Genomic DNA, 17,786 nt, shown 5'->3' with positions numbered 1-17,786 from the left:
GTGGGCCCGGCACGGGGTCGAGACGGCGTACGGTCGCCGAGGGGTCTAAAGCGCCGACTGGATCAGCTTGACCAGCTCACCCTTTGGCTTGGCGCCCGCGATCGACTGCACCGGCTCGCCGTTCTTGAAGACGGTGAGGGTCGGTACCGACATCACCCGGTAGGCGCGGGCGGTCTCCGGGTTCTCGTCGATGTTGAGCTTGACGATGCTGACCTGGTCGCCCATCTCGCCGGCGATTTCCTCAAGCAGCGGCGACACCTTGCGGCACGGTCCGCACCATTCGGCCCAGAAGTCCACCAGGACCGGCTTGTCAGACTTGAGTACGTCGGCCGCGAAACTCGCGTCGGTGACCGACTTGGTTGCTCCCACTGTTGACCCCTCCTCCGGGATATGTCTGGTTCAGTCCTTGGGCAGCGTGGCGACGAAGCGTTCCGCGTCCAGGGCCGCCGCGCAACCCGTACCGGCCGCGGTGATGGCCTGCCGATAGGTGTGGTCGACCACGTCACCGGCGGCGAAGACACCGGGGAGACTGGTCCGGGTGCTGGGCGCGTCGACCTTCACGTAGCCCTCGTCGTCCAGCTCCACCTGCCCGCGGAACAGTTCGCTGCGCGGGTCGTGGCCGATCGCCACGAAGACGCCGGTGACGTCGAGCACCTTGGCCTCGCCGGTGTGCAGGTTGCGCACCCGTACGCCCGAGACCTTGCCGTCCGCGCCGAGGATCTCCTCGACCACGGTGTTCCACTCAACCCTGATCTTGTCGTTGCCCAGCGCCCGCTCGGCCATGATCTTGCTCGCCCGGAACGAGTCCCGGCGGTGGATGATGGTCACCGAGTCGGCGAAGCGGGTCAGGAAGCTGGCCTCCTCCATCGCCGAGTCGCCACCGCCGACGACCACGATGTTCTGGTTGCGGAAGAAGAAGCCGTCACAGGTGGCGCAGGAGGAGACGCCGTGGCCGAGGTACTCCTGCTCGCCCGGCACGCCGAGCGGGCGCCAGGCGGAGCCGGTGGCGAGGATGACCGCCCGGGCCCGGTGCGCGGTCTCGCCGACCCAGACGGTGCTGAGCGCGCCCGGGTGGCCGGTGTCGGCCAGCTCGACCCGGGTGACGTCGTCGGTCAGGAACTCGGCGCCGAACCGCTCGGCCTGCTTGCGCATGTTGTCCATGAGCTCGGGGCCGAGGATGCCGTCCGCGAAACCGGGGAAGTTCTCCACCTCGGTGGTGGTCATCAGCGCGCCGCCGGACTGCACGCCCTCGATGATCAGGGGCTTGAGGTTGGCGCGGGCCGCGTAGACCGCTGCGGTGTAACCGGCCGGCCCGGAGCCGATGATGATCAGGTTGCGGACCTCGTCCACTGCCGTCTCCCAATCGTGTTGACTGTCGTCACCGGCGTGCCCCCGCCGATGTCGATCCGAGTGCCGACGGGGCGGCAACTGTAGTGCAGAACGTCATCGTACGAAGCGGGAATTCCCGAGCCGGTCATCCGGTGGGTCACGTCACGTGGACGGGTCAAACGTCCGGTGACTGCGAAAATCACCCTACCCGCGTACGGTAGCGGGTGTCCGAGCCGGACCCGGGGATCCCGCACTCCGGCCCGCTGACCCAGGCCCACTCGGTGCCGGCGTCGTCCGTGAAGCGGACGACCAGCGCCGGGTGCCCCTGGAACCGGGCGTAATCGACGGCGTTGAAGGTGACCGGCCCTTCGCCATGCTCGGTGCCGATCTCGGCCAGGCAGGCGCTGAGCGCGCTCTGCTCGCCGAGCCGCGTCAGGTCACCGAGGCCGGCCGTACGGTCGTCCGGCGCGCCCATCCCGCCCTCCGGCTGCGGCGACGCGCTGCCGGAGAAGTGCTTGATCGTCGGCAGGGGCACCGCCTTCGCCAGTTCCTCGGAGGTGTAGTCGGTGCCGCTGCGCTTCGGCGGCGCGGCGATCCGGTACGGGCTGCGGCTCTCCGCCGGGGCGGGTTCCGAGGCATTTCCCTGGGCGGCTCCGGAGGCCGCCCCCTCGTCCCGGGCGATTCGCGGTTCGTCCTCGGGCGTCGGAACCGGGGCGGTGCTCTGCTCGCTCAGGGCGGTGTCCGCCGCCGAATCGCCCTGCTGCTGCCCGGACAGTTGCAACGCACCCAGCCCGACCACGGCTGCGGCGGCGAGCGCGACGGGGGCGGCGGCCCGGGCCCACCGGCGTCGGCGTCGGCCCGGACGGGTCGGCGCGGGGCTCTCCTGCCCCGGCCGCAAGGTGCGGCCCGGACGTCGGGGGCCACCGAGCGGCTGGGCCGGCACGAGGGAGGGCTTCGCCTCGTCGGAAGCCGGCTCGGGCAGATCGAGGTCGTCCGCCGCTGGGTCGTCGACAGCGTTCCCCGCTGGGCTGTCCGCAGCGGAACCGTCGGGAAGCTCGGCGTTGTCCAGCGCGGCCAGGATCCGGTCGGCGACCTCCACCGGCAGCTCCGGCGTCTGCTCACCCCAGGCGAACAGGTCGGCGCGGACCTCGGCGACGGCCGGCGCCAGTGCCGCATGCGCGTGCGCCCAGGCCGGGTCCTCCGCGACGAGGCGAGCGACCTCGGTCTCCTCCGGGGTGCCCGCCAGCGCTCCGCCGAGGTAGTCGGCGAGCAGGTCGTGGTCGACCCCGCTGAACTCCCCGGTACTCACGCTTCCTCCTGGTTGGCATCCGGTCGGGTGCGCCCCGACCTCGATCGGACGCCCTGCGGCGCTCTCGGGTTCCCTCGGGTGACCGCCGGCACGTCGGAGGCGTCGTCGGGCAGCTCCTCGCCACCGGTCCGCAGGTGCCCGAGCACGACCGCCAGCCGGGCCCGGCCCCGGGCGCACCGGCTCTTGATCGTCCCTTCGGCCACGCCGAGGATCCGGGCGACCTCGGCGACCGGATATCCCTGCACGTCCACCAGGACGAGAGCGGCGCGCTGTTCGATCGGGAGCGCGGCCAGGGCGTCGCGGACCACCATGGCCGTGTCGTGGTCGCGTACCGGTGCGGCCGGCTCGACGCCGCCGGTGCCGTCGTCCCGGTCATGGACCCCGTCGGGCATCGGCACCGTGGGGTGGGTCTGCCGGCGTCGAATCCGGTCGAGGCAGGCGTTCACCACGATCCGGTGCAGCCAGGTCGTGACGGCGGCGTCGCCCCGGAACCGCCCGGCGGCGCGGTGCGCGGAGAGCAGCGCGTCCTGGAGTGCGTCGGCTGCTTCTTCGCGGTCACCGAGCGTACGCAGGGCCACCGCCCAGAGCCGGTCACGGTGCCGGCGGAACAGCTCGGCGAAGGCGTCCCGGTCACCGGCGACGTGGGCGCGCAGCAGATCCAGGTCGCTGACCGTCTCGTCCACCAGTGCTCCGTCCGTCCGGTCCCGAGCGGCAGCACGTCCGTCGCGTACGTCCATCGTCAGGCCCGCTGCGGGTGCCGCTCCGTCACGACCCCTGGACCGTGATCTCCTGGACACCGACCTTGAAGCCGTTCCCGTTCGGGGGCAACTCGGTGATCCAGAACAGCAGGTAGCGGTACTTCTGGTCGGCGTCGAAGCCGTTGAAGGTCATGGTGGTCCCGTCGTGCGCCTCGAAGGGCTGCCCGATCTGGTTCTTCTTGTACTCGGTGAGCATCTGGTTGTCACCGCTGCTGGTCGACGGGGCGTCGAGCGTCCCGGTCAGCAGTTCCGCAGAGGCACCGGTGTCGGAGAGGTTCACCTGCACCGACCGGACGGTGCGTTCGGTGCCGAGGTCGATCCAGACGCCCATGCCGCGCTTGATGTTGCCGAAGTTGCCGCTGCCCTTGTAGGTCTGCGTCGACCAGCCCTCGTCCTGGTCACCATCGAAGACCTTCTCGGCATCGCGTACCTCGGCGCGGTCATTGCTGTCCGGGTCGATGATCCGGGCGGCGCTGATCTTCAGGTTCCGGATGGTGGGTGCCGGCGGTTCCGCGCTCGCCGGAGGGGTGGCGCTGGGGGCGGAGGCGACCGGGTCGGTCTGCGGATCCTCGTCGTTGCCGCTCAGCGTGCTGATGCCGATCAGCAGGCCGATCAGGGCAACCGTGAGTAGGCTGGCGATGCCCAGGGCGACCTTGCGCCCGCCTGCGGCGGCCAGCGGCGACGGCTCCTCACCGGGCTCGGCGGCGAAGCGCAACGGTCCGCTGTTGTCGAGGTAGTCGTCGTCGGCGGGTACGTCGAGCCGGGCGAGCTCCGCAGCCAGCACGTCCGACGAGGGAGGCGGGACGTTGGTGTCCAGCAGGTCCATGGTGAGGTCGTCAAGATAGGCCGGCACACCGGCCCGGACCTGGCGCGGAGCCGCTGCGGCACCGTTTGCGTCGCGTACCGCGTCGGGGATGGCCGCCCGGCCGTGCCCGGCGGTGGCGCCCCGCAGCGGTGCCTCGGCGTGCGGCCAGTGCCCGGTCAGGGCGTAGTAGAGGATGCCGCCGACCGCCCGGAGGTCGGTCTCCTGGCTGTCGGCGCCGTCGGTGCGGGCGTCCGCCAGGACCACCCGGCCATCGTCGCTGATCATGACGGTGCCCGGGTGCACGTTGCCGTGCACCATGTCGGTGGCGTGCACGGCGGCCAGCGCACTGGCGACCGCGTTGCCGACGGCGGTGGCCCGGCCGGCGTCCAGCGGCCCGCTCGCGACCAACTCCCGCAGCGACTGGCCGTCGACCCACTCGCGCACCACGTAGGCACGATCGGCCTCGTCGATCGCGTCGTAGACCCCGACCAGATTGGGATGGATGACCCGGCTGGCCGCGACGGCGGCCTGGAGCATCTCGGTGGCGGAATCGCCGCCCGGGTAGCGCATGACGACCGCGACGGGACGACGCAGCACGACATCGACGCCGCGCCAGACCAGCCGGCCCGCGCTGTCGTTGTTGATGTGCTCGACCAGTTCGTACCGTTCGGCGAGGATCTCACCGGCCTCCGGAGCACCGAAGGTCATGACCGGCGGAGTGGTCTCGTCCGCGTCCTGACCCTCGCCGACCTGGGTCACCCGTCCTCCCTCGGTGATCGTGTCGATCGATGGACCCGCGCTGCTGGGCATCTGATTCCCGCTCCGCCTTCGTGTCGCACCGGGCGACCTGGTCCCGGCACGGCGCGTGCGCCGGTGCCTGTCGTACCCGTCGAGAGCGACCTTACCTGGGTTCGCCGTCTCCCCGACATGTCATCTTCCCGCCGCCACCGCTGCGGATCTCACGCCTCGGGCGGGCTTGTCCTGTTACAACCGCTGTCAGCCAGGTTGCTGGCTCATGTACCAGCCAATCTAGATGTTGCCCACATTTCGCCTCCGCACGGGCTGTGCGGAGGAGTCGGCGGGTCTGACGCTGGCGGGGTTCCCGTCGATCGGCCGACCATGCTCGGACTTCCGGTTGGTTATCCACAGGCCGAACCGTCAGGTGAGCGGCGGCGCGCCCAGTTATCCACAGGCTGGTCCCCAGGCTGGTGATCCGCGGTCACTCTGCGTGCGGCAGTGCCTGATCAGCGGCCGAGGCGGCGGCGGACCATGCCGACCACCTCGGTGATCTCCGAAATCCGCAACACCATGGCCAAGCCGAGGTAGGTGCCGCCGATCACCGCGCCACCCACAAGCAGTTGGACGATCGCCTCCAACCGGCTCGGCGTGTCGTCACCGGGAAGCACGGCCACGACTAGCAGACCGGCCACTGCGGCACCGGCCGCGGCGAGGGCCACCCGGCCGAGGGTACGCAGGATCGCGCCGAGCCCGATGCGGCCCACCCGGGGCCGCAGCAACCACGCCGAGGCGATCGCGGCGGCCAGGTACGAGACCGCGTTACCGATCATCATCCCCGCGCCGGCGAAGCTCGCCGAGAAGATCAGGAAGAGGGCGACCTGCACCCCGATCCGGAGCGCCACCACCGGAATGTTGATAAGCGCCGGGGTGCGGGTGTCCGGCAACGCGTAGAAGGCGAAGGTGAACAGCTGGCTGATCGCGAACGGCACGAGGGCGAGCGCGGCGGCCAGCAGCACCAGCGACGTCGCGGTCGCGTTCTCCTCGTTGAACGCACCCCAGCGGAACAGGGTGAACGCGATCGGAGAGGCCAGCACGGCGTAGCAGACCGCGATCGGGGCGAGCACCGCCGACACCGTGCGGGTGCCCCGGGACAGGTCGGCGGCGAGGTCGGCGAAGCGGCCGTCGGCGGCGGCGGCGCTCATCCGGGGCATCAACGCGGTGATGATCGATACGGCGATGATGCCGTGTGCGGTCATCAACAGCAGGAACACGTTGTTGTAGATCAGCGGACCGGCGGCGTTCTCCTTGCCGGCACGGTTGAGCAGGTTGAACAGCACGATGAGGCCGACCTGGCTGACCGCGACGTAGCAGATCATCCAGGCGCCGAGCCGACCCAACTCGGCAAGCCCGAGCTTGCGGAAGTCGAAGCGGAGCTTCCACCGGAAGCCGACCTTGCGCAGGGCCGGCAGCAGGCCGGCGACCTGAACGGCCACCCCGACCAGGGTGCCGCCACCGATCAGCAGGATCCGTCCGGTGGTCATGTCCTCCGGCCCGACGATCTCCGTGCCGAAGAGCGCGATGTACAGGCCCGCGGTGCCGATGACCACCAGGTTGTTGAGGATCGGCGCCCACATCGGGGCGGCGAAGTGGCCCCGGGTGTTGAGCACGGCGCTGATCAGCGCGCTCAGCCCGGAGAAGAAGATCATCGGCAGCATGAGCCGGGCCAGCGCGGTGACCAGCTCCGAGTAGTCGCCGGACTCGTCGGCCCCGTACAGCCAGGTCAGCGGCACGGCGAGGGCTACCGCGAGCACGGCGGCGGCACCCAGCGCGAGCAGCCCCAGGGTCAACAGCCGCTGGGCGTACGCCTGGCCGCCGTCGCTGTCCGCCTTGCGGCGACGTACCAGCACCGGAATGAGGACACTCGTCAGAATGCCGCCGAGCAGGAACTCGTAGACCATTCCCGGCAGGATCTGTGCCGTGGTGTAGGCGTCGCCCACCAGCGCCCCGCCCAGCGCGGCACCGATGACCAGGTTGCGCAGGAAACCCGTACCCCGGCTGACCAGGCTGCCGACCGCCATCACCGCGCTGTTGGCCGCGGCGCTGCCCTCCGCCACCTGCTCCTGCGGTGGTGCGGTCGACTCCATCGCCGGTTGGTTCAGCGGTTCGGCGGAGATGAACGTGGCGCCGTCGTTCGGCTGGCCGCCGGGCGCGCCGCCCTGCTGGGCGTTCGCGCTGCGGTAGAGCCCGCCGCTCATCTGTGCCTCCAAGGGGTACGCCGGAGCCGGCACCGGCCCGCACGCCACAGACCTTAGTCAACCCAGAGCGGTATACCGCGCCCGGCGGAGGAGATGCCGGTCAGGACCGATAGGCTGGCGCTCCCATGTCCGAAGCCGCCGCATCCCACGCCACCGACCGCCGCGAACTCACCGCCGCACAGCGCAACGCCGTCGCCGAACTGCTCCGGGTCTCACCGGTCGCCGACGAGCTGGGCCGCCGGTTCGCCGCCGCCGGCCACGAGCTGCACCTGGTGGGCGGTTCGGTACGCGACGCCCTGCTCGGCCGGCTCGGCGAGGACCTCGACTTCTGCACCGACGCGCACCCCGACCAGACGCTGGACATCGTGCGCGGCTGGGCCGAGGCGATCTGGGAGACCGGGCGTGAGTTCGGCACCATCGGCTGCCAACGCGGCGGCCTGCGGCTGGAGATCACCACCTTCCGTGCCGAGTCGTACGACCAGGTCACCCGCAACCCGGTGGTGGAGTACGGCACCAGCCTGGTCGAGGACCTGCGACGGCGGGACTTCACAGTCAACGCGATGGCGGTGAGCCTGCCCGAGCACCGGTTCACCGACCCGTACGGCGGCCTGGCCGACCTGGCCGCGAAGGTGGTGCGTACCCCGGGCACGCCCGCCGAGTCGTTCGGTGACGACCCGCTGCGGATGCTGCGGGCGGCCCGGTTCGCGGCGCAGCTGCGTTTCGCGGTGAATCCGGACGTACGCGCGGCGATGAGCCGGATGGCGACGGACCTGGACCGGATCACCGCCGAACGGATCCGCGACGAGTTCACCAAGCTGCTCTGCGGTGCGGATCCGATCAGTGGGCTGCGGCTGCTCGTCGACACCGGGCTGGCCGAGCGTTTCCTGCCCGAGCTGACCGGGCTCAAGCTGGAAATCGACGAGCACGCCCAGCACAAGGACGTCTACGAGCACACCCTCACGGTGGTCCGTAACGCGATCTCGTACGAGGAGGACGGGCCGGACTTCATCCTCCGGATGGCCGCCCTGATGCACGACGTCGGCAAGCCGGCCACCAAGTCGGTCGGCTCGGACGGGCGGGTCAGCTTCCACCACCACGAGGTGGTCGGTGCCCGGTTGACCAAGGCGCGGATGAAGGCGCTCCGCTACCCGAAGGAGATCACGTCGAAGGTGACCGCCCTGGTCGGGCTGCACCTGCGCTTCTACGGTTACGGCCGGGGCGAGTGGACCGACTCGGCGGTGCGCCGGTACGTCACGGACGCCGGTGATCTGCTGCCCCGGCTGCACAAGCTGACCAGGTCGGACTGCACCACCCGGAACCGCCGCAAGGCGGCCGCGCTGGCGGCGGACTACGACGCCCTGGAGGAGCGGATCGCCCGGCTTGCCGCCGAGGAGGATCTGGCCCGGGTCCGGCCCGACCTCGACGGGAACGCGATCATGGAGCTGCTCGGCGTACCGCCGGGACCGATCGTGGGACGGGCCTGGAAACATCTGAAGGACCTGCGGCTGGAGCGTGGGCCGCTGGACCGGGACACCGCCGAGGCCGAACTGCTGCGTTGGGCTCGCGACGAGGGCATCCTCGGCTGAGCGGTGCCCGCAGCGGGGCGCCATTAAGCACTTTTATCCATTTGCTGTCCATCTCGGATGGTCGCTCGGCGAAGGCCGCTACGCCGAAACGCCAACGTTTCGACCGAAAGGTTGACGCGCCTCATTGCGTTGATCAGGAATGATCGTTGGCACGTCCACTCGCTCGACTGTCGAAGCGGGACGATCCACTATCCGTCCGGCCATGCCGAGGTGTGGTCGATGACGAACGGGGAGTTCATCTAGTGAAGCGCCGTGGCGTACTGCGCCGCTCGGCGGTGGCGGGCCTTGCCCTTGCCACCGCCTCATCCATCCTCACCGTCGCCTCCGGCGGTGTCGCCGCAGCCGACCCGTCGGACCGTTCGCTGCCGAAGGTCCACGGCAGCGGAAGTTCCGGCGTGGTGCCGGATCGCTACATCGTCGTCCTCAAGGACCAGCGGGCCTCCTACAGCAGCGTCCGGTCCACCGCGACGACGCTGGCCAAAGCCAACGGTGGCACCGTCGGCCAGGTCTTCGGCAATGCCCTCAGCGGCTTCTCCGTCGAGATGAACCAGCGGCAGGCCGACAAGCTCGCCAAGAACCCTGCCGTGGCCTCCGTCGAGCCGGTGCGGCGAGTCCAGGCCAGTGGCACGCAGAGCAGCCCGCCGTCCTGGGGCCTGGACCGGATCGACCAGGCCTCGGCCAAGCTGAACAAGTCCTACAAGTACCCGAACACCGGCAGCCGGGTCACCGCGTACATCCTGGACACCGGCATCAACCTCAGTCACCAGGACTTCGGCGGCCGGGCGCGCTTCGGCTTCGACGCCTTCAACCCACCGCTGCCCGGTGAGGCACCGGTCGGCGGCGGGGACTGCAACGGTCACGGCACGCACGTGGCCGGCACCGTCGGTGGCACCAAGTTCGGTGTGGCCAAGGGCGTCAAGCTCGTCGACGTGAAGGTGCTCGACTGCGAGGGTGGCGGCACCACCGAGACGGTCGTCGCCGGCATCGACTGGGTGACCGCGAACGCGCAGAAGCCGGCAGTGGTCAACATGAGCCTCGGCGGCGGCGTGGACTCGGTGCTCGACGCGGCCGTGAAGCGCTCCATCGCCGCAGGCGTCACCTACTCGATCGCCGCCGGTAACGAGGGCATGGACGCCTGCAAGGTGTCGCCGGCCCGGGTGCCGGACGCGATCACCGTGGGTGCCACCGACCGGGTCGACATGCGCGCCTGGTTCTCGAACTACGGCAAGTGCCTCGACATCTTCGCCCCCGGGGTGAGCATCGTCTCGGCGCGGCACAACAGCAGCACCGGCAGCGTGGGTGAGAACGGCACCTCGATGGCCGCCCCGCACGTGGCGGGCGCTGCGGCGCTGCTGCTGCACAGCAACCCGACCTGGACGCCGAAGCAGGTCCGCGACCGCATCGTCACCACCGGCATCGCCGGCGCGGTCTACGACCCGAAGGGCTCGATCGACCGGCTGCTGACCGTCGGCTCGGTCACCCAGGCCCGTTCGGCGTACGGCTTCAAGGCCAAGTCCAACGGCAAGTTCGTCACTGCGGCCAGCACCAAGAAGGCACTTGTCAACAACGGCAAGAGCCTGGGCACCGCTCAGCGCTACGACATCGTCAACGCCGGCAGCGGCCTGGTGGCGCTGCGCTCCAAGAGCACCGGCCGGTACGTGGTCGCGCCGAGCAAGGGCAAGAAGCCGCTGATCGCCAGCCACAAGAAGATCGTCACGTCGGGGAAGTTCACGATCGTCAACCACACCGACGGCACGGTCAGCCTCAAGGCCAAGGCCAACGGCAAGTACGTGACGGCGCCGAAGTCCGGCAAGTCGTCGTTGAAGGCGAGCAAGACCAGCATCGGCACGTCGGAGAAGTTCACCGTCGACGCGCCGCCTCCGGTGGTCACCATCAGGTCGCTCGCCAACAAGAAGTACGTGGTTGCCGGCAGCAAGCCGCTGAAGGCCACAAGCAAGTCGGTCACCAAGTCGACGAAGTTCCAGATCGTCAACCGGGGTGACGGCTTCTTCGGCCTGAAGGCGCTGGCCAACAACAAGTACGTGACCACGCCGAGCAAGGGCAAGAAGCCGCTGATCGCCAGCAAGAAGTCGGTCGGCTACTGGGAGGAGTTCGCCTTCTTCTGGTACTACGGCGACGGCACGGTCACCCTGCTGGGTGGCGCCAACAAGCTGGTCACCGCCGGCTCGGCCGGTACCAAGCAGTTGATCGCCAGCAAGAGCCTCAGCTCGACCCCGGGCAAGGGCGAGAAGTTCACCTTCTCCGCCGCCTGACCTCGCACCACACCTCTGGCGCCCGCCGGAGCACCCCGGTACACGGGGACGTTCCGGCGGGCGTCGCCACGTCCGGGGCCGGTCGGGCAGGTGGACAATGGCGGCATGCGTTGGACGATGCTCGACTCGCCGATCGGAGTGTTCGCGGTGGCCACCGACGGCACCAGCGTGTGCGGAACGCACTTCGGCCCGGTCGAGAACGCCGACACCGAGCCGGCCGACGAGGGTGCGCGGCAGGCCGTTGCGGAGCTGCGGGCGTACTTCGCCGGGGAGCTGACCGGCTTCGACGTGCCGGTGACGGTGCCCCGCGGATCGGAGTTCGAGCGGGCGGTGTGGCGGGAGATGACCCGCATCCCGTACGGCGAGACACTTACCTACGGCGAGGTGGCCCGGCGGGTGGGCGACCCGGGGGCGGCCCGCGCGGTCGGGGTGGCCTGCAACCGCAACCCGATCCCGGTGATCGTGCCGTGTCACCGCATCATCGGCGCAGGTGGGAAGCTGGTCGGCTTCGGCGGCGGCCTGGACCGCAAAATCAAACTCCTCGAACTCGAAGCCCGAGTAGCCCTCCACCGCGCCTGGTCTTAACCCACCCCACCCACCCCACTGACCCCGTTGATCATGAGGTTGGCGGCAGTTTGAAGATCAACTAATGCCGCTAACCTCATGGTCAACCAGGCTTCGGGGCGGCCGGTGGCCAGCGGGTGGTGGGAGTCAGTTGGGGGCGGGGAGGCAGCCGCCGTCGGCGATCCGGGTACCGATCTCGACCCTGATGTCGTCCTGCCGGACGCTGCCGAAGACGCAGGCCCGGCCGGTCCACCCGGCGAAGAGCAACCCGTCGCCGGGACCGAGGTCGAGCCGGCCCGGCGGCCGAACGACGACGTCGAGCAGCCCGGTGGCGCTCACCGCCGCCAAGACGGCCTCCTCCTCCGGCTCGTCCCGGCCGCCGGTGGTGAACAGGTTGAGACTCCGCGAGACCTCGACTGCACATGCCTGGGCACCAGCGGCCGCCACCGGGTCGAGGTCGCCGCGCTGCCGGAAGGCTTTGTTGGCCGCCTGCTGGCGCAGGAACTCCTCCTGGCGCAACTGCTCGTCGGCCAGCGGGTTCCCGGTGCCGGGCGACCCCGGTACGACCGGGGAGGCGACGACACCCCCCGACTCGGCCAGCGCCTCGGGAGCAGGGCTCGCCGCAGAGGCGCTCGGCTCGGCCACCACCGCCGGTGGTGCGCCGGCTGTGACCGCACAGCGGGCCTCGGCCACGGGTGTCAGTGGAATGGCGGGTGGTGCATCCTCACCAGGGTCGGCGGATGGGGCATCCCCCGGCTGGGCACAGGCGACCAAAGCGGCGACGAGCATCGCACCCGCGACTGCCCCGGCAACCCGGCGCCCTGACCTCACGAAACGAACATCGCCAATGGGTGACACGTCGCTCACCCTAACCCGAATCTTGGTCCGAAAACGCCCCTCTAGGGGCAACCCTGTACCAAGATCTCTTTGCTCAGGAGCGGTCGGTGGGAATCTCGCTCACGAAGGCGGTCCAAGCGGTCGCGGAGAAGAGCAGCGTCGGACCGGTGCGGTCCTTGCTGTCGCGTACGGCGCACCGGCCGCTGCCGTCGAGCACCGGCCCGGCCTCGACACAGTTGCCGCCTCCGCTACCGCTACGGGTGCTGACGTGCCAGGCCACCGGCAGTCCGGTGCCAGTGGGTCGGTCGGTGGTGGCCATGGGCTCACTCCAGACGCGCTTCGAGGTCGAAGAGGACACGCTGCACGGCACCGTTGCGAAGCGCCGCCCGGCGTAGCCGATCGTAGCGCTGGTGTAGCGAATCGGCTTTCTCCCCTTCCACTACGACCGTGCCCATGGCGGTGGAAATGCAGCCAGCGGCAGGATACGGGCGACGCATCCGGAAGACATCGAAGGTGCCATCGGGGCTCGCATGGGCTCCGGCGGTCGCTGGAAGGATCATGACCTCGACGTTCGGCCAGCCGGCCACCGCGCGGAGGTGGGCGAGTTGTGTACGCATCACCTCGGGTCCGCCGACGATTCGCCGGAGCGCGCCTTCGTCGATGACGGTGGAGAACTGGAGTGGATCGGGCTCCTCCAACCGCCGCTGCCGTTTCATCCGGACCTCGACGAACCGGGCGACTTCTTCGTCGGTGGCTCCATCGTCCCAGGCCCGGATCAGGGCTTCGGCGTAGGCGCGCGTCTGTAGCAGGCCCGGGACGACCAGTGCCTCGAAGGATTTGATCTCGGCAGCCCGGCTCTCCAGCCAGATCCAGTCGATCAGTGACCCGGCGACGTTGGCGCTGAAACCGTCCCACCACCCCTTCTGCCAGGCATCCTGGGCCATGGTTTTGAGGTCTTCGCGGCGGCGCGGGTCGTCAACACCGCACAGGTCGAGGTAGGCGAGCACCTCGGGCACCCGGGGTGGGATGGTTCCGGCCTCCATCCGGCTCACCGTGGACGCGTTCCGGTTGATGAAGTCACCCACGTCCTTGAGGGTCAGTCGGGCGCTTTCCCGCATCGCACGCAGTTGCTGACCGATCCACTGCGCCCGCAGGGTGGCCACCTGCTCATTCGCCATGTCTCCAACTCCCGACCCTGAGCCTCAACCCTCCGCAGAACAGCATGACCGGAGAAACGCTGAATACGCAATCTTGCGTTTTTGGAGCTTGCCGTGCATGCTGCGTGTGGCTGTGGTTACCGAAGGTGATCGACGGTCGAGGTAGGACGGACCGGGGTGGGTCGGCTTGGCGGCATGCCCACCCCGGTCCGGGAACGAGCCGAACGGAAGCACATCGCGATGGATGGCGTCCCGGGGATCGACTCCCAGACTGTCTACCACGCCGTACCCGCCGCCTGCGGGCATCGGCGCGGCTGCGTTGTGCGTACCGCTTCGGTTTTCGGCCGGGTGGTGTGCTGACCCGACAGCGCATCCCCCGGCGCCGAGCCGGGCGGGCGCGCGGACCCCGCCGCGAATCCCCCTCGCGGCGGTGCCGGACCGCGCGTCCGCCCCCTTTCCGGAGGGGTACGCACCGATGGGACCGCACGAGAGCCGGCTGGGGTCGTGACCGGGCGGCGCTTGCCGACGCTGGTAGGAATCGCCTGGCGGGTGTTGGAGTTCCACCGCCACCACCGCTGTCGAGTGTGCCGCGACGGGGGATGGTGTCCTGCCGTCGAGGTGGCACGGACCCGGATCAGGGCGTGGCGGCGGTACGGGTCATGAGGGTCGAGATCGCGCCCGGCGATCTGGTCCGGGTGACCCGAGCCGCGAGCGTCCAGTTCGCCAAGCGGCCCTTTGTCGCCCGGGTGATCCGGGTCCGCGATGACCTGAGCACCTATCACGGCTGGTGCTGGCTCGACGTTTACGAGTTGGACCGCAAGGGCGACGCGGTCGAGCGTCGCTCGATCTTCGTCCAGCCGACCGGCCTCTGCCTCATCGGCAGGGGGCCGATGCGTACGTGACGGTCGTTACACACCCGATTCGCGTGCTGCCGCACCCGCTCGCCGTGTCTGGCCGTGGCGCGTCGGGACCAGCCAACAGGTAACAACTCGCCCTAGCAACCAGAGGAGAAGTAGTAGTGCCAAGCGCGGTTGACGTGGCCCCGGATGAGTTATACAAAACTGGTATGGCCTTCACCCTGACGCTCAAGCCCGAAGTAGAACAGCGGCTCCGTGAGCTGGCCGAGGCCGAGCATCGCTCGATGCACAAAACCGTGGAACTGGCGATCCAGGAGTACCTCGACCGCCAGGAGCGCGCCGAGTGGACTCGTCAGGCCGCGCGTCGGGTCTTCGAGGAGGACGCGGAGTTCTTCGAGATGTTGGGGGATCGGTGAGAAGCGCGTGGCCGGACGCGGAGGATCTGCTGACTCTGATGGCCGAGCACACCGGTCCGCGTAGCCAGGTGCGCGATGCCGGAATCCTGGTCGCTGCGGCGAGCAGGCCGCATGCGCACTTGATCGGCCAGGCCACTTATCCGACGGTGCTGGACAAGGCGGCAGCGTTGCTGCACGGGCTGATGATGTGGCGACCTCTGGATCTGTGGAACGCAGGTCTCGCCTGGGCTGCGATGCGCGTTTTCCTGAGCCGATCCGGCTTCACCCTCAGGATGCCGACCAAAGAGCGGATGGCGCTCACTGATGCGTTGACCAGCGGTGAGGTCGACTCGGTGGAGGAGTTGGCCATGCGGCTGTCGCCGTACCTGGAAATGGCGCGCTGAGGACGACGCGAGGGCCGGGTCCGTGTGGACCCGGCCCTCAGCGGTGCTGTTACGTCGTCAGCGCTCGATCTCGCCGGCGATGAACGCCTCGACGGCGGCGTGCGCCTCGTGGTCGGCGTACTGCTCCGGCGGGGACTTCATGAAGTACGACGAGGCCGACAGGATCGGGCCGCCGATCTTCCGGTCCAGGGCGATCTTCGCGGCGCGGACCGCGTCGATGATGACGCCCGCCGAGTTCGGCGAGTCCCACACCTCGAGCTTCAGCTCGGCGTTGAGCGGGGTGTCGCCGAACGAGCGGCCCTCCAGGCGGATGTAGGCCCACTTGCGGTCGTCCAGCCACGGCACGTGGTCGGACGGGCCGATGTGCACGTCGCTCTTGGCCATCTCGTGCGGCACCTGGGAGGTCACCGACTGGGTCTTCGAGATCTTCTTCGAGACCAGGCGGTTGCGCTCCAGCATGTTCATGAAGTCCATGTTGCCGCCGAAGTTGAGCTGGTACGTGCGCAGCAGCTCGACCCCCCGGTCCTCGAAGAGCTTCGCGAGGGCCCGGTGCACGATGGTCGCGCCGACCTGGCTCTTGATGTCGTCACCGACGATCGGCAGACCGGCGTCGGTGAACTTCTGCGCCCACTCCGGGTCGGAGGCGATGAAGACGGGCAGGGCGTTGACGAACGCGCAGCCGGCGTCGATCGCGGCCTGGGCGTAGAACTTGTCGGCCTGCTCCGAGCCGACCGGCAGGTAGGAGACGACGACGTCGACCTGCGCGTCGCGCAGCGCCTGCGCCACGTCGACCGGCTCGGCGCCGGACTCCTCGATGATCTCGCGGTAGTACTGGCCGAGACCGTCGAAGGTCGGGCCGCGCTGCACGGCGACGCCGGTAGGCGGCACGTCACAGAGCTTGATGGTGTTGTTCTCGCTGGCGACGATCGCCTCCGCGAGGTCCATGCCCACCTTCTTGGCGTCGACATCGAACGCCGCGACGAACTGCACGTCCGAGACGTGGTAGTCGCCGAAGGTGACGTGCATGAGACCCGGGACGCGGTCGTTCGGGTCGGCGTTCCGGTAGTACTCGACGCCCTGTACCAGGGACGAGGCGCAGTTACCCACACCGACGATGGCGACGCGGACGGAGCCCATCGCGTGTGCCTCCTTCTTTTCTGTCACGGCCGCTCTTTCCTGGACTCTCCAGGCGGAGGCGGGCTGTTGTCTTCTCGTCGGCCGCCGGCCGTCCCGTCCTGCGGGACCGTCGGGGCACGGCCGGAGCGCTCGTTGGCGATGAGCTCCTCCAGCCAGCGGACCTCACGCTCACAGGCCTCCAGGCCGTGGCGTTGCAGCTCCAGCGTGTACGCGTCGAGGCGTTCGGCCGCCCGGCCCAGCATGTCGCGCAGGCCCTCGCGGCGTTCCTCGATGGTGCGGCGGCGACCTTCCAGGATCCGAAGCCGGGTCGCCTGGTCGGTTCGGGAAAAGAACGCGAAGTGCACACCGAAACCGGTATCGCCGTACGTCTCCGGCCCGGTCTGTGCGATGAGCTGGGCGAAGCGTTCCTTGCCCTCCGCGGTGATGGTGTAGACCACCCGACCTCGTCGGCTGGTCAGCGCGGGAACCTCCTCGGCGGTGGCGGGTGTCTCGGCGGCCTCGGTGATCCAGCCCGCCGCCTGCAGACGGCGCAGGGTGGGGTAGAGCGAGCCGTAGCTGATGGCCGCCCGGATCGCCCCGAGCTTGGCGGTGAGCTCCTTGCGGAGCTCGTAGCCGTGCATCGGGGCCTCCTGCAACAGGCCGAGGATGGCGAGTTCGAGCACGGCCACCCTTCCTTTACCCTGTGCGTGGAGCGCTAACCGCCACGATGTATCGGACCGATACATCGCACCGTAGCGTCTCGCCCTGGCTGGGGCAAACACCCGCTCTGATGCGTCCTGCTCACGGATCGTGACGGTGGTCGCCTCGCCTGACGAGAGCGCGTACCCTTTGCCGCATGCGTACGCAGCGCCAGGTGGTCGACTACTCGCTCCGAAAGCGAGCGGTGCTGCGTGAACTCCTCGCCGGACGTGTCGGCACCTATGACCTTTGCGACGCGTCTCCCTACCTGAAGAACGCGGCTCGCTTCCACGGGGAGCCCACCGACCAGCGGTGTCCGATCTGCCGGAGCGAGAACCTCACCCACGTCCACTACATTTACGGAGACGAACTCAAGCAGTCCGCCGGCCAGGCCCGTACAGTGGCCGAGTTGTCCGTGCTGGCGATGACGCTGCGTGAGTTCCAGGTCTTCGTGGTGGAGGTGTGCCTCGGCTGTGACTGGAACCATCTCGTCGAGCAGTTCCTGCTCGGGCGGGACGGGCTGACCGGTGGCGCTGACGGCGAGTCGGAGCAGCAGGCGGCGAGTGGTGTGGCCGCCGCCGGTGGACAAGGTGCGCGAAGAAGGCGAGAGGCGCAACGGTGAATCGAGCTCGATCGGCCGGCCCTGGCCGTGGGGTACCACCTGGCTGGGGCGACCGATGGCTCGTACGGGCGAATAGTCCCGA

The 17,786-nt window shown here is 69.4% G+C and carries 18 protein-coding genes; 7 read left to right on the top strand and 11 right to left on the bottom strand.

Going from position 1 to position 17,786, the window contains the following annotated elements; translation table 11 throughout:
• Positions 1–45 precede the first annotated feature (45 nt).
• The 6 genes from trxA to murJ form a co-directional block, all read right to left on the bottom strand.
• Positions 46–369 carry a thioredoxin gene (trxA, locus tag AC507J_RS04330; protein WP_341718236.1) on the bottom strand — a complete coding sequence of 108 codons (324 nt, stop codon included), beginning with the start codon at positions 367–369 and terminating at the stop codon, positions 46–48.
• 30 nt (positions 370–399) lie between these two features.
• Positions 400–1,350, bottom strand: coding sequence for a thioredoxin-disulfide reductase (trxB, locus tag AC507J_RS04325; RefSeq protein WP_496287741.1), 951 nt, complete (start codon positions 1,348–1,350; stop codon positions 400–402).
• 178 nt (positions 1,351–1,528) lie between these two features.
• Complete coding sequence (locus AC507J_RS04320) at positions 1,529–2,638, bottom strand: RsmA family anti-sigma factor (RefSeq protein WP_496287740.1); 1,110 nt, start codon at positions 2,636–2,638, stop codon at positions 1,529–1,531.
• Positions 2,635–3,321 carry an RNA polymerase sigma factor SigM gene (gene sigM / locus AC507J_RS04315; RefSeq protein WP_496287739.1) on the bottom strand — a complete coding sequence of 229 codons (687 nt, stop codon included), beginning with the start codon at positions 3,319–3,321 and terminating at the stop codon, positions 2,635–2,637. The genes AC507J_RS04320 and sigM overlap by 4 nt, the downstream gene beginning before the upstream one ends.
• Before the next feature lie 82 nt (positions 3,322–3,403).
• A complete protein-coding gene (locus AC507J_RS04310) occupies positions 3,404–5,011 on the bottom strand; it encodes a protein kinase family protein (protein ID WP_496287738.1) in 1,608 nt (535 codons plus the stop codon).
• 434 nt (positions 5,012–5,445) lie between these two features.
• A complete protein-coding gene (gene murJ / locus AC507J_RS04305) occupies positions 5,446–7,194 on the bottom strand; it encodes a murein biosynthesis integral membrane protein MurJ (RefSeq protein ID WP_496287737.1) in 1,749 nt (582 codons plus the stop codon).
• 125 nt (positions 7,195–7,319) lie between these two features.
• Between murJ and AC507J_RS04300 the strand changes: the two genes are divergently transcribed.
• The 3 genes from AC507J_RS04300 to AC507J_RS04290 all read left to right on the top strand — a co-directional run bounded on the left by AC507J_RS04300 (position 7,320) and on the right by AC507J_RS04290 (position 11,638).
• Positions 7,320–8,780, top strand: a complete 1,461-nt coding sequence (locus tag AC507J_RS04300; RefSeq protein WP_496287736.1) for a CCA tRNA nucleotidyltransferase — start codon at positions 7,320–7,322, stop codon at positions 8,778–8,780.
• A 242-nt stretch (positions 8,781–9,022) separates the two neighbouring features.
• Positions 9,023–11,053, top strand: coding sequence for a S8 family serine peptidase (locus AC507J_RS04295; protein ID WP_496287735.1), 2,031 nt, complete (start codon positions 9,023–9,025; stop codon positions 11,051–11,053).
• 105 nt (positions 11,054–11,158) lie between these two features.
• Positions 11,159–11,638 (top strand): methylated-DNA--[protein]-cysteine S-methyltransferase, encoded by a 480-nt coding sequence (locus AC507J_RS04290; RefSeq protein WP_496287734.1) that lies wholly within the window; start codon positions 11,159–11,161, stop codon positions 11,636–11,638.
• Between the two features lie 126 nt (positions 11,639–11,764).
• Here AC507J_RS04290 and AC507J_RS04285 read toward each other — a convergent pair whose 3' ends face one another.
• The 3 genes from AC507J_RS04285 to AC507J_RS04275 form a co-directional block, all read right to left on the bottom strand.
• Positions 11,765–12,310 carry a hypothetical protein gene (locus AC507J_RS04285; protein ID WP_496287733.1) on the bottom strand — a complete coding sequence of 182 codons (546 nt, stop codon included), beginning with the start codon at positions 12,308–12,310 and terminating at the stop codon, positions 11,765–11,767.
• A 238-nt stretch (positions 12,311–12,548) separates the two neighbouring features.
• Positions 12,549–12,773 carry a DUF397 domain-containing protein gene (locus tag AC507J_RS04280; RefSeq protein ID WP_496287732.1) on the bottom strand — a complete coding sequence of 75 codons (225 nt, stop codon included), beginning with the start codon at positions 12,771–12,773 and terminating at the stop codon, positions 12,549–12,551.
• A 4-nt stretch (positions 12,774–12,777) separates the two neighbouring features.
• Positions 12,778–13,632 carry a helix-turn-helix domain-containing protein gene (locus AC507J_RS04275; RefSeq protein ID WP_496287731.1) on the bottom strand — a complete coding sequence of 285 codons (855 nt, stop codon included), beginning with the start codon at positions 13,630–13,632 and terminating at the stop codon, positions 12,778–12,780.
• Between the two features lie 638 nt (positions 13,633–14,270).
• Between AC507J_RS04275 and AC507J_RS04270 the strand changes: the two genes are divergently transcribed.
• The 3 genes from AC507J_RS04270 to AC507J_RS04260 all read left to right on the top strand — a co-directional run bounded on the left by AC507J_RS04270 (position 14,271) and on the right by AC507J_RS04260 (position 15,267).
• The gene (locus tag AC507J_RS04270; RefSeq protein ID WP_496287730.1) at positions 14,271–14,513 is read left to right on the top strand and encodes a hypothetical protein; all 243 of its coding nucleotides are present in this window, start codon (positions 14,271–14,273) and stop codon (positions 14,511–14,513) included.
• 164 nt (positions 14,514–14,677) lie between these two features.
• Positions 14,678–14,884: a ribbon-helix-helix protein, CopG family gene (locus AC507J_RS04265; RefSeq protein ID WP_496287729.1), complete on the top strand. Its 207-nt coding sequence runs from the start codon at positions 14,678–14,680 to the stop codon at positions 14,882–14,884.
• A gap of 38 nt (positions 14,885–14,922) precedes the next feature.
• Entirely contained in the window at positions 14,923–15,267 is a 345-nt protein-coding gene (locus AC507J_RS04260; RefSeq protein ID WP_496287728.1) for a type II toxin-antitoxin system death-on-curing family toxin, read from the top strand.
• Positions 15,268–15,324: 57 nt separating this feature from the next.
• On the opposite strand, the gene AC507J_RS04255 is transcribed toward AC507J_RS04260, so the two are convergent.
• Together AC507J_RS04255 and AC507J_RS04250 are read right to left on the bottom strand one after the other, a co-directional pair.
• Entirely contained in the window at positions 15,325–16,404 is a 1,080-nt protein-coding gene (locus tag AC507J_RS04255; RefSeq protein ID WP_496287905.1) for an inositol-3-phosphate synthase, read from the bottom strand.
• A gap of 23 nt (positions 16,405–16,427) precedes the next feature.
• The gene (locus AC507J_RS04250) at positions 16,428–17,066 is read right to left on the bottom strand and encodes a PadR family transcriptional regulator (RefSeq protein WP_496287727.1); all 639 of its coding nucleotides are present in this window, start codon (positions 17,064–17,066) and stop codon (positions 16,428–16,430) included.
• 173 nt (positions 17,067–17,239) lie between these two features.
• Between AC507J_RS04250 and AC507J_RS04245 the strand changes: the two genes are divergently transcribed.
• Positions 17,240–17,704: a DUF5318 domain-containing protein gene (locus AC507J_RS04245; protein WP_496287726.1), complete on the top strand. Its 465-nt coding sequence runs from the start codon at positions 17,240–17,242 to the stop codon at positions 17,702–17,704.
• The last annotated feature ends 82 nt before the right edge of the window (positions 17,705–17,786 follow it).

The sequence above is a fragment of the Micromonospora sp. PRAS1 genome, from assembly GCF_059553435.1.
This window is presented reverse-complemented; position numbering and strand designations above follow the sequence as displayed.

Coding starts and splice junctions, on each gene's coding strand:
- AC507J_RS04310 (WP_496287738.1), bottom strand. CDS start 5,011: ATGCCCAGCAGCGCGGGTCCATCGATCGACACGATCACCGAGGGAGGA.
- murJ (WP_496287737.1), bottom strand. CDS start 7,194: ATGAGCGGCGGGCTCTACCGCAGCGCGAACGCCCAGCAGGGCGGCGCG.
- AC507J_RS04300 (WP_496287736.1), top strand. CDS start 7,320: ATGTCCGAAGCCGCCGCATCCCACGCCACCGACCGCCGCGAACTCACC.
- AC507J_RS04290 (WP_496287734.1), top strand. CDS start 11,159: ATGCGTTGGACGATGCTCGACTCGCCGATCGGAGTGTTCGCGGTGGCC.
- AC507J_RS04280 (WP_496287732.1), bottom strand. CDS start 12,773: ATGGCCACCACCGACCGACCCACTGGCACCGGACTGCCGGTGGCCTGG.
- AC507J_RS04275 (WP_496287731.1), bottom strand. CDS start 13,632: ATGGCGAATGAGCAGGTGGCCACCCTGCGGGCGCAGTGGATCGGTCAG.
- AC507J_RS04270 (WP_496287730.1), top strand. CDS start 14,271: ATGAGGGTCGAGATCGCGCCCGGCGATCTGGTCCGGGTGACCCGAGCC.
- AC507J_RS04265 (WP_496287729.1), top strand. CDS start 14,678: ATGGCCTTCACCCTGACGCTCAAGCCCGAAGTAGAACAGCGGCTCCGT.
- AC507J_RS04260 (WP_496287728.1), top strand. CDS start 14,923: ATGGCCGAGCACACCGGTCCGCGTAGCCAGGTGCGCGATGCCGGAATC.
- AC507J_RS04255 (WP_496287905.1), bottom strand. CDS start 16,404: ATGGGCTCCGTCCGCGTCGCCATCGTCGGTGTGGGTAACTGCGCCTCG.
- AC507J_RS04245 (WP_496287726.1), top strand. CDS start 17,240: ATGCGTACGCAGCGCCAGGTGGTCGACTACTCGCTCCGAAAGCGAGCG.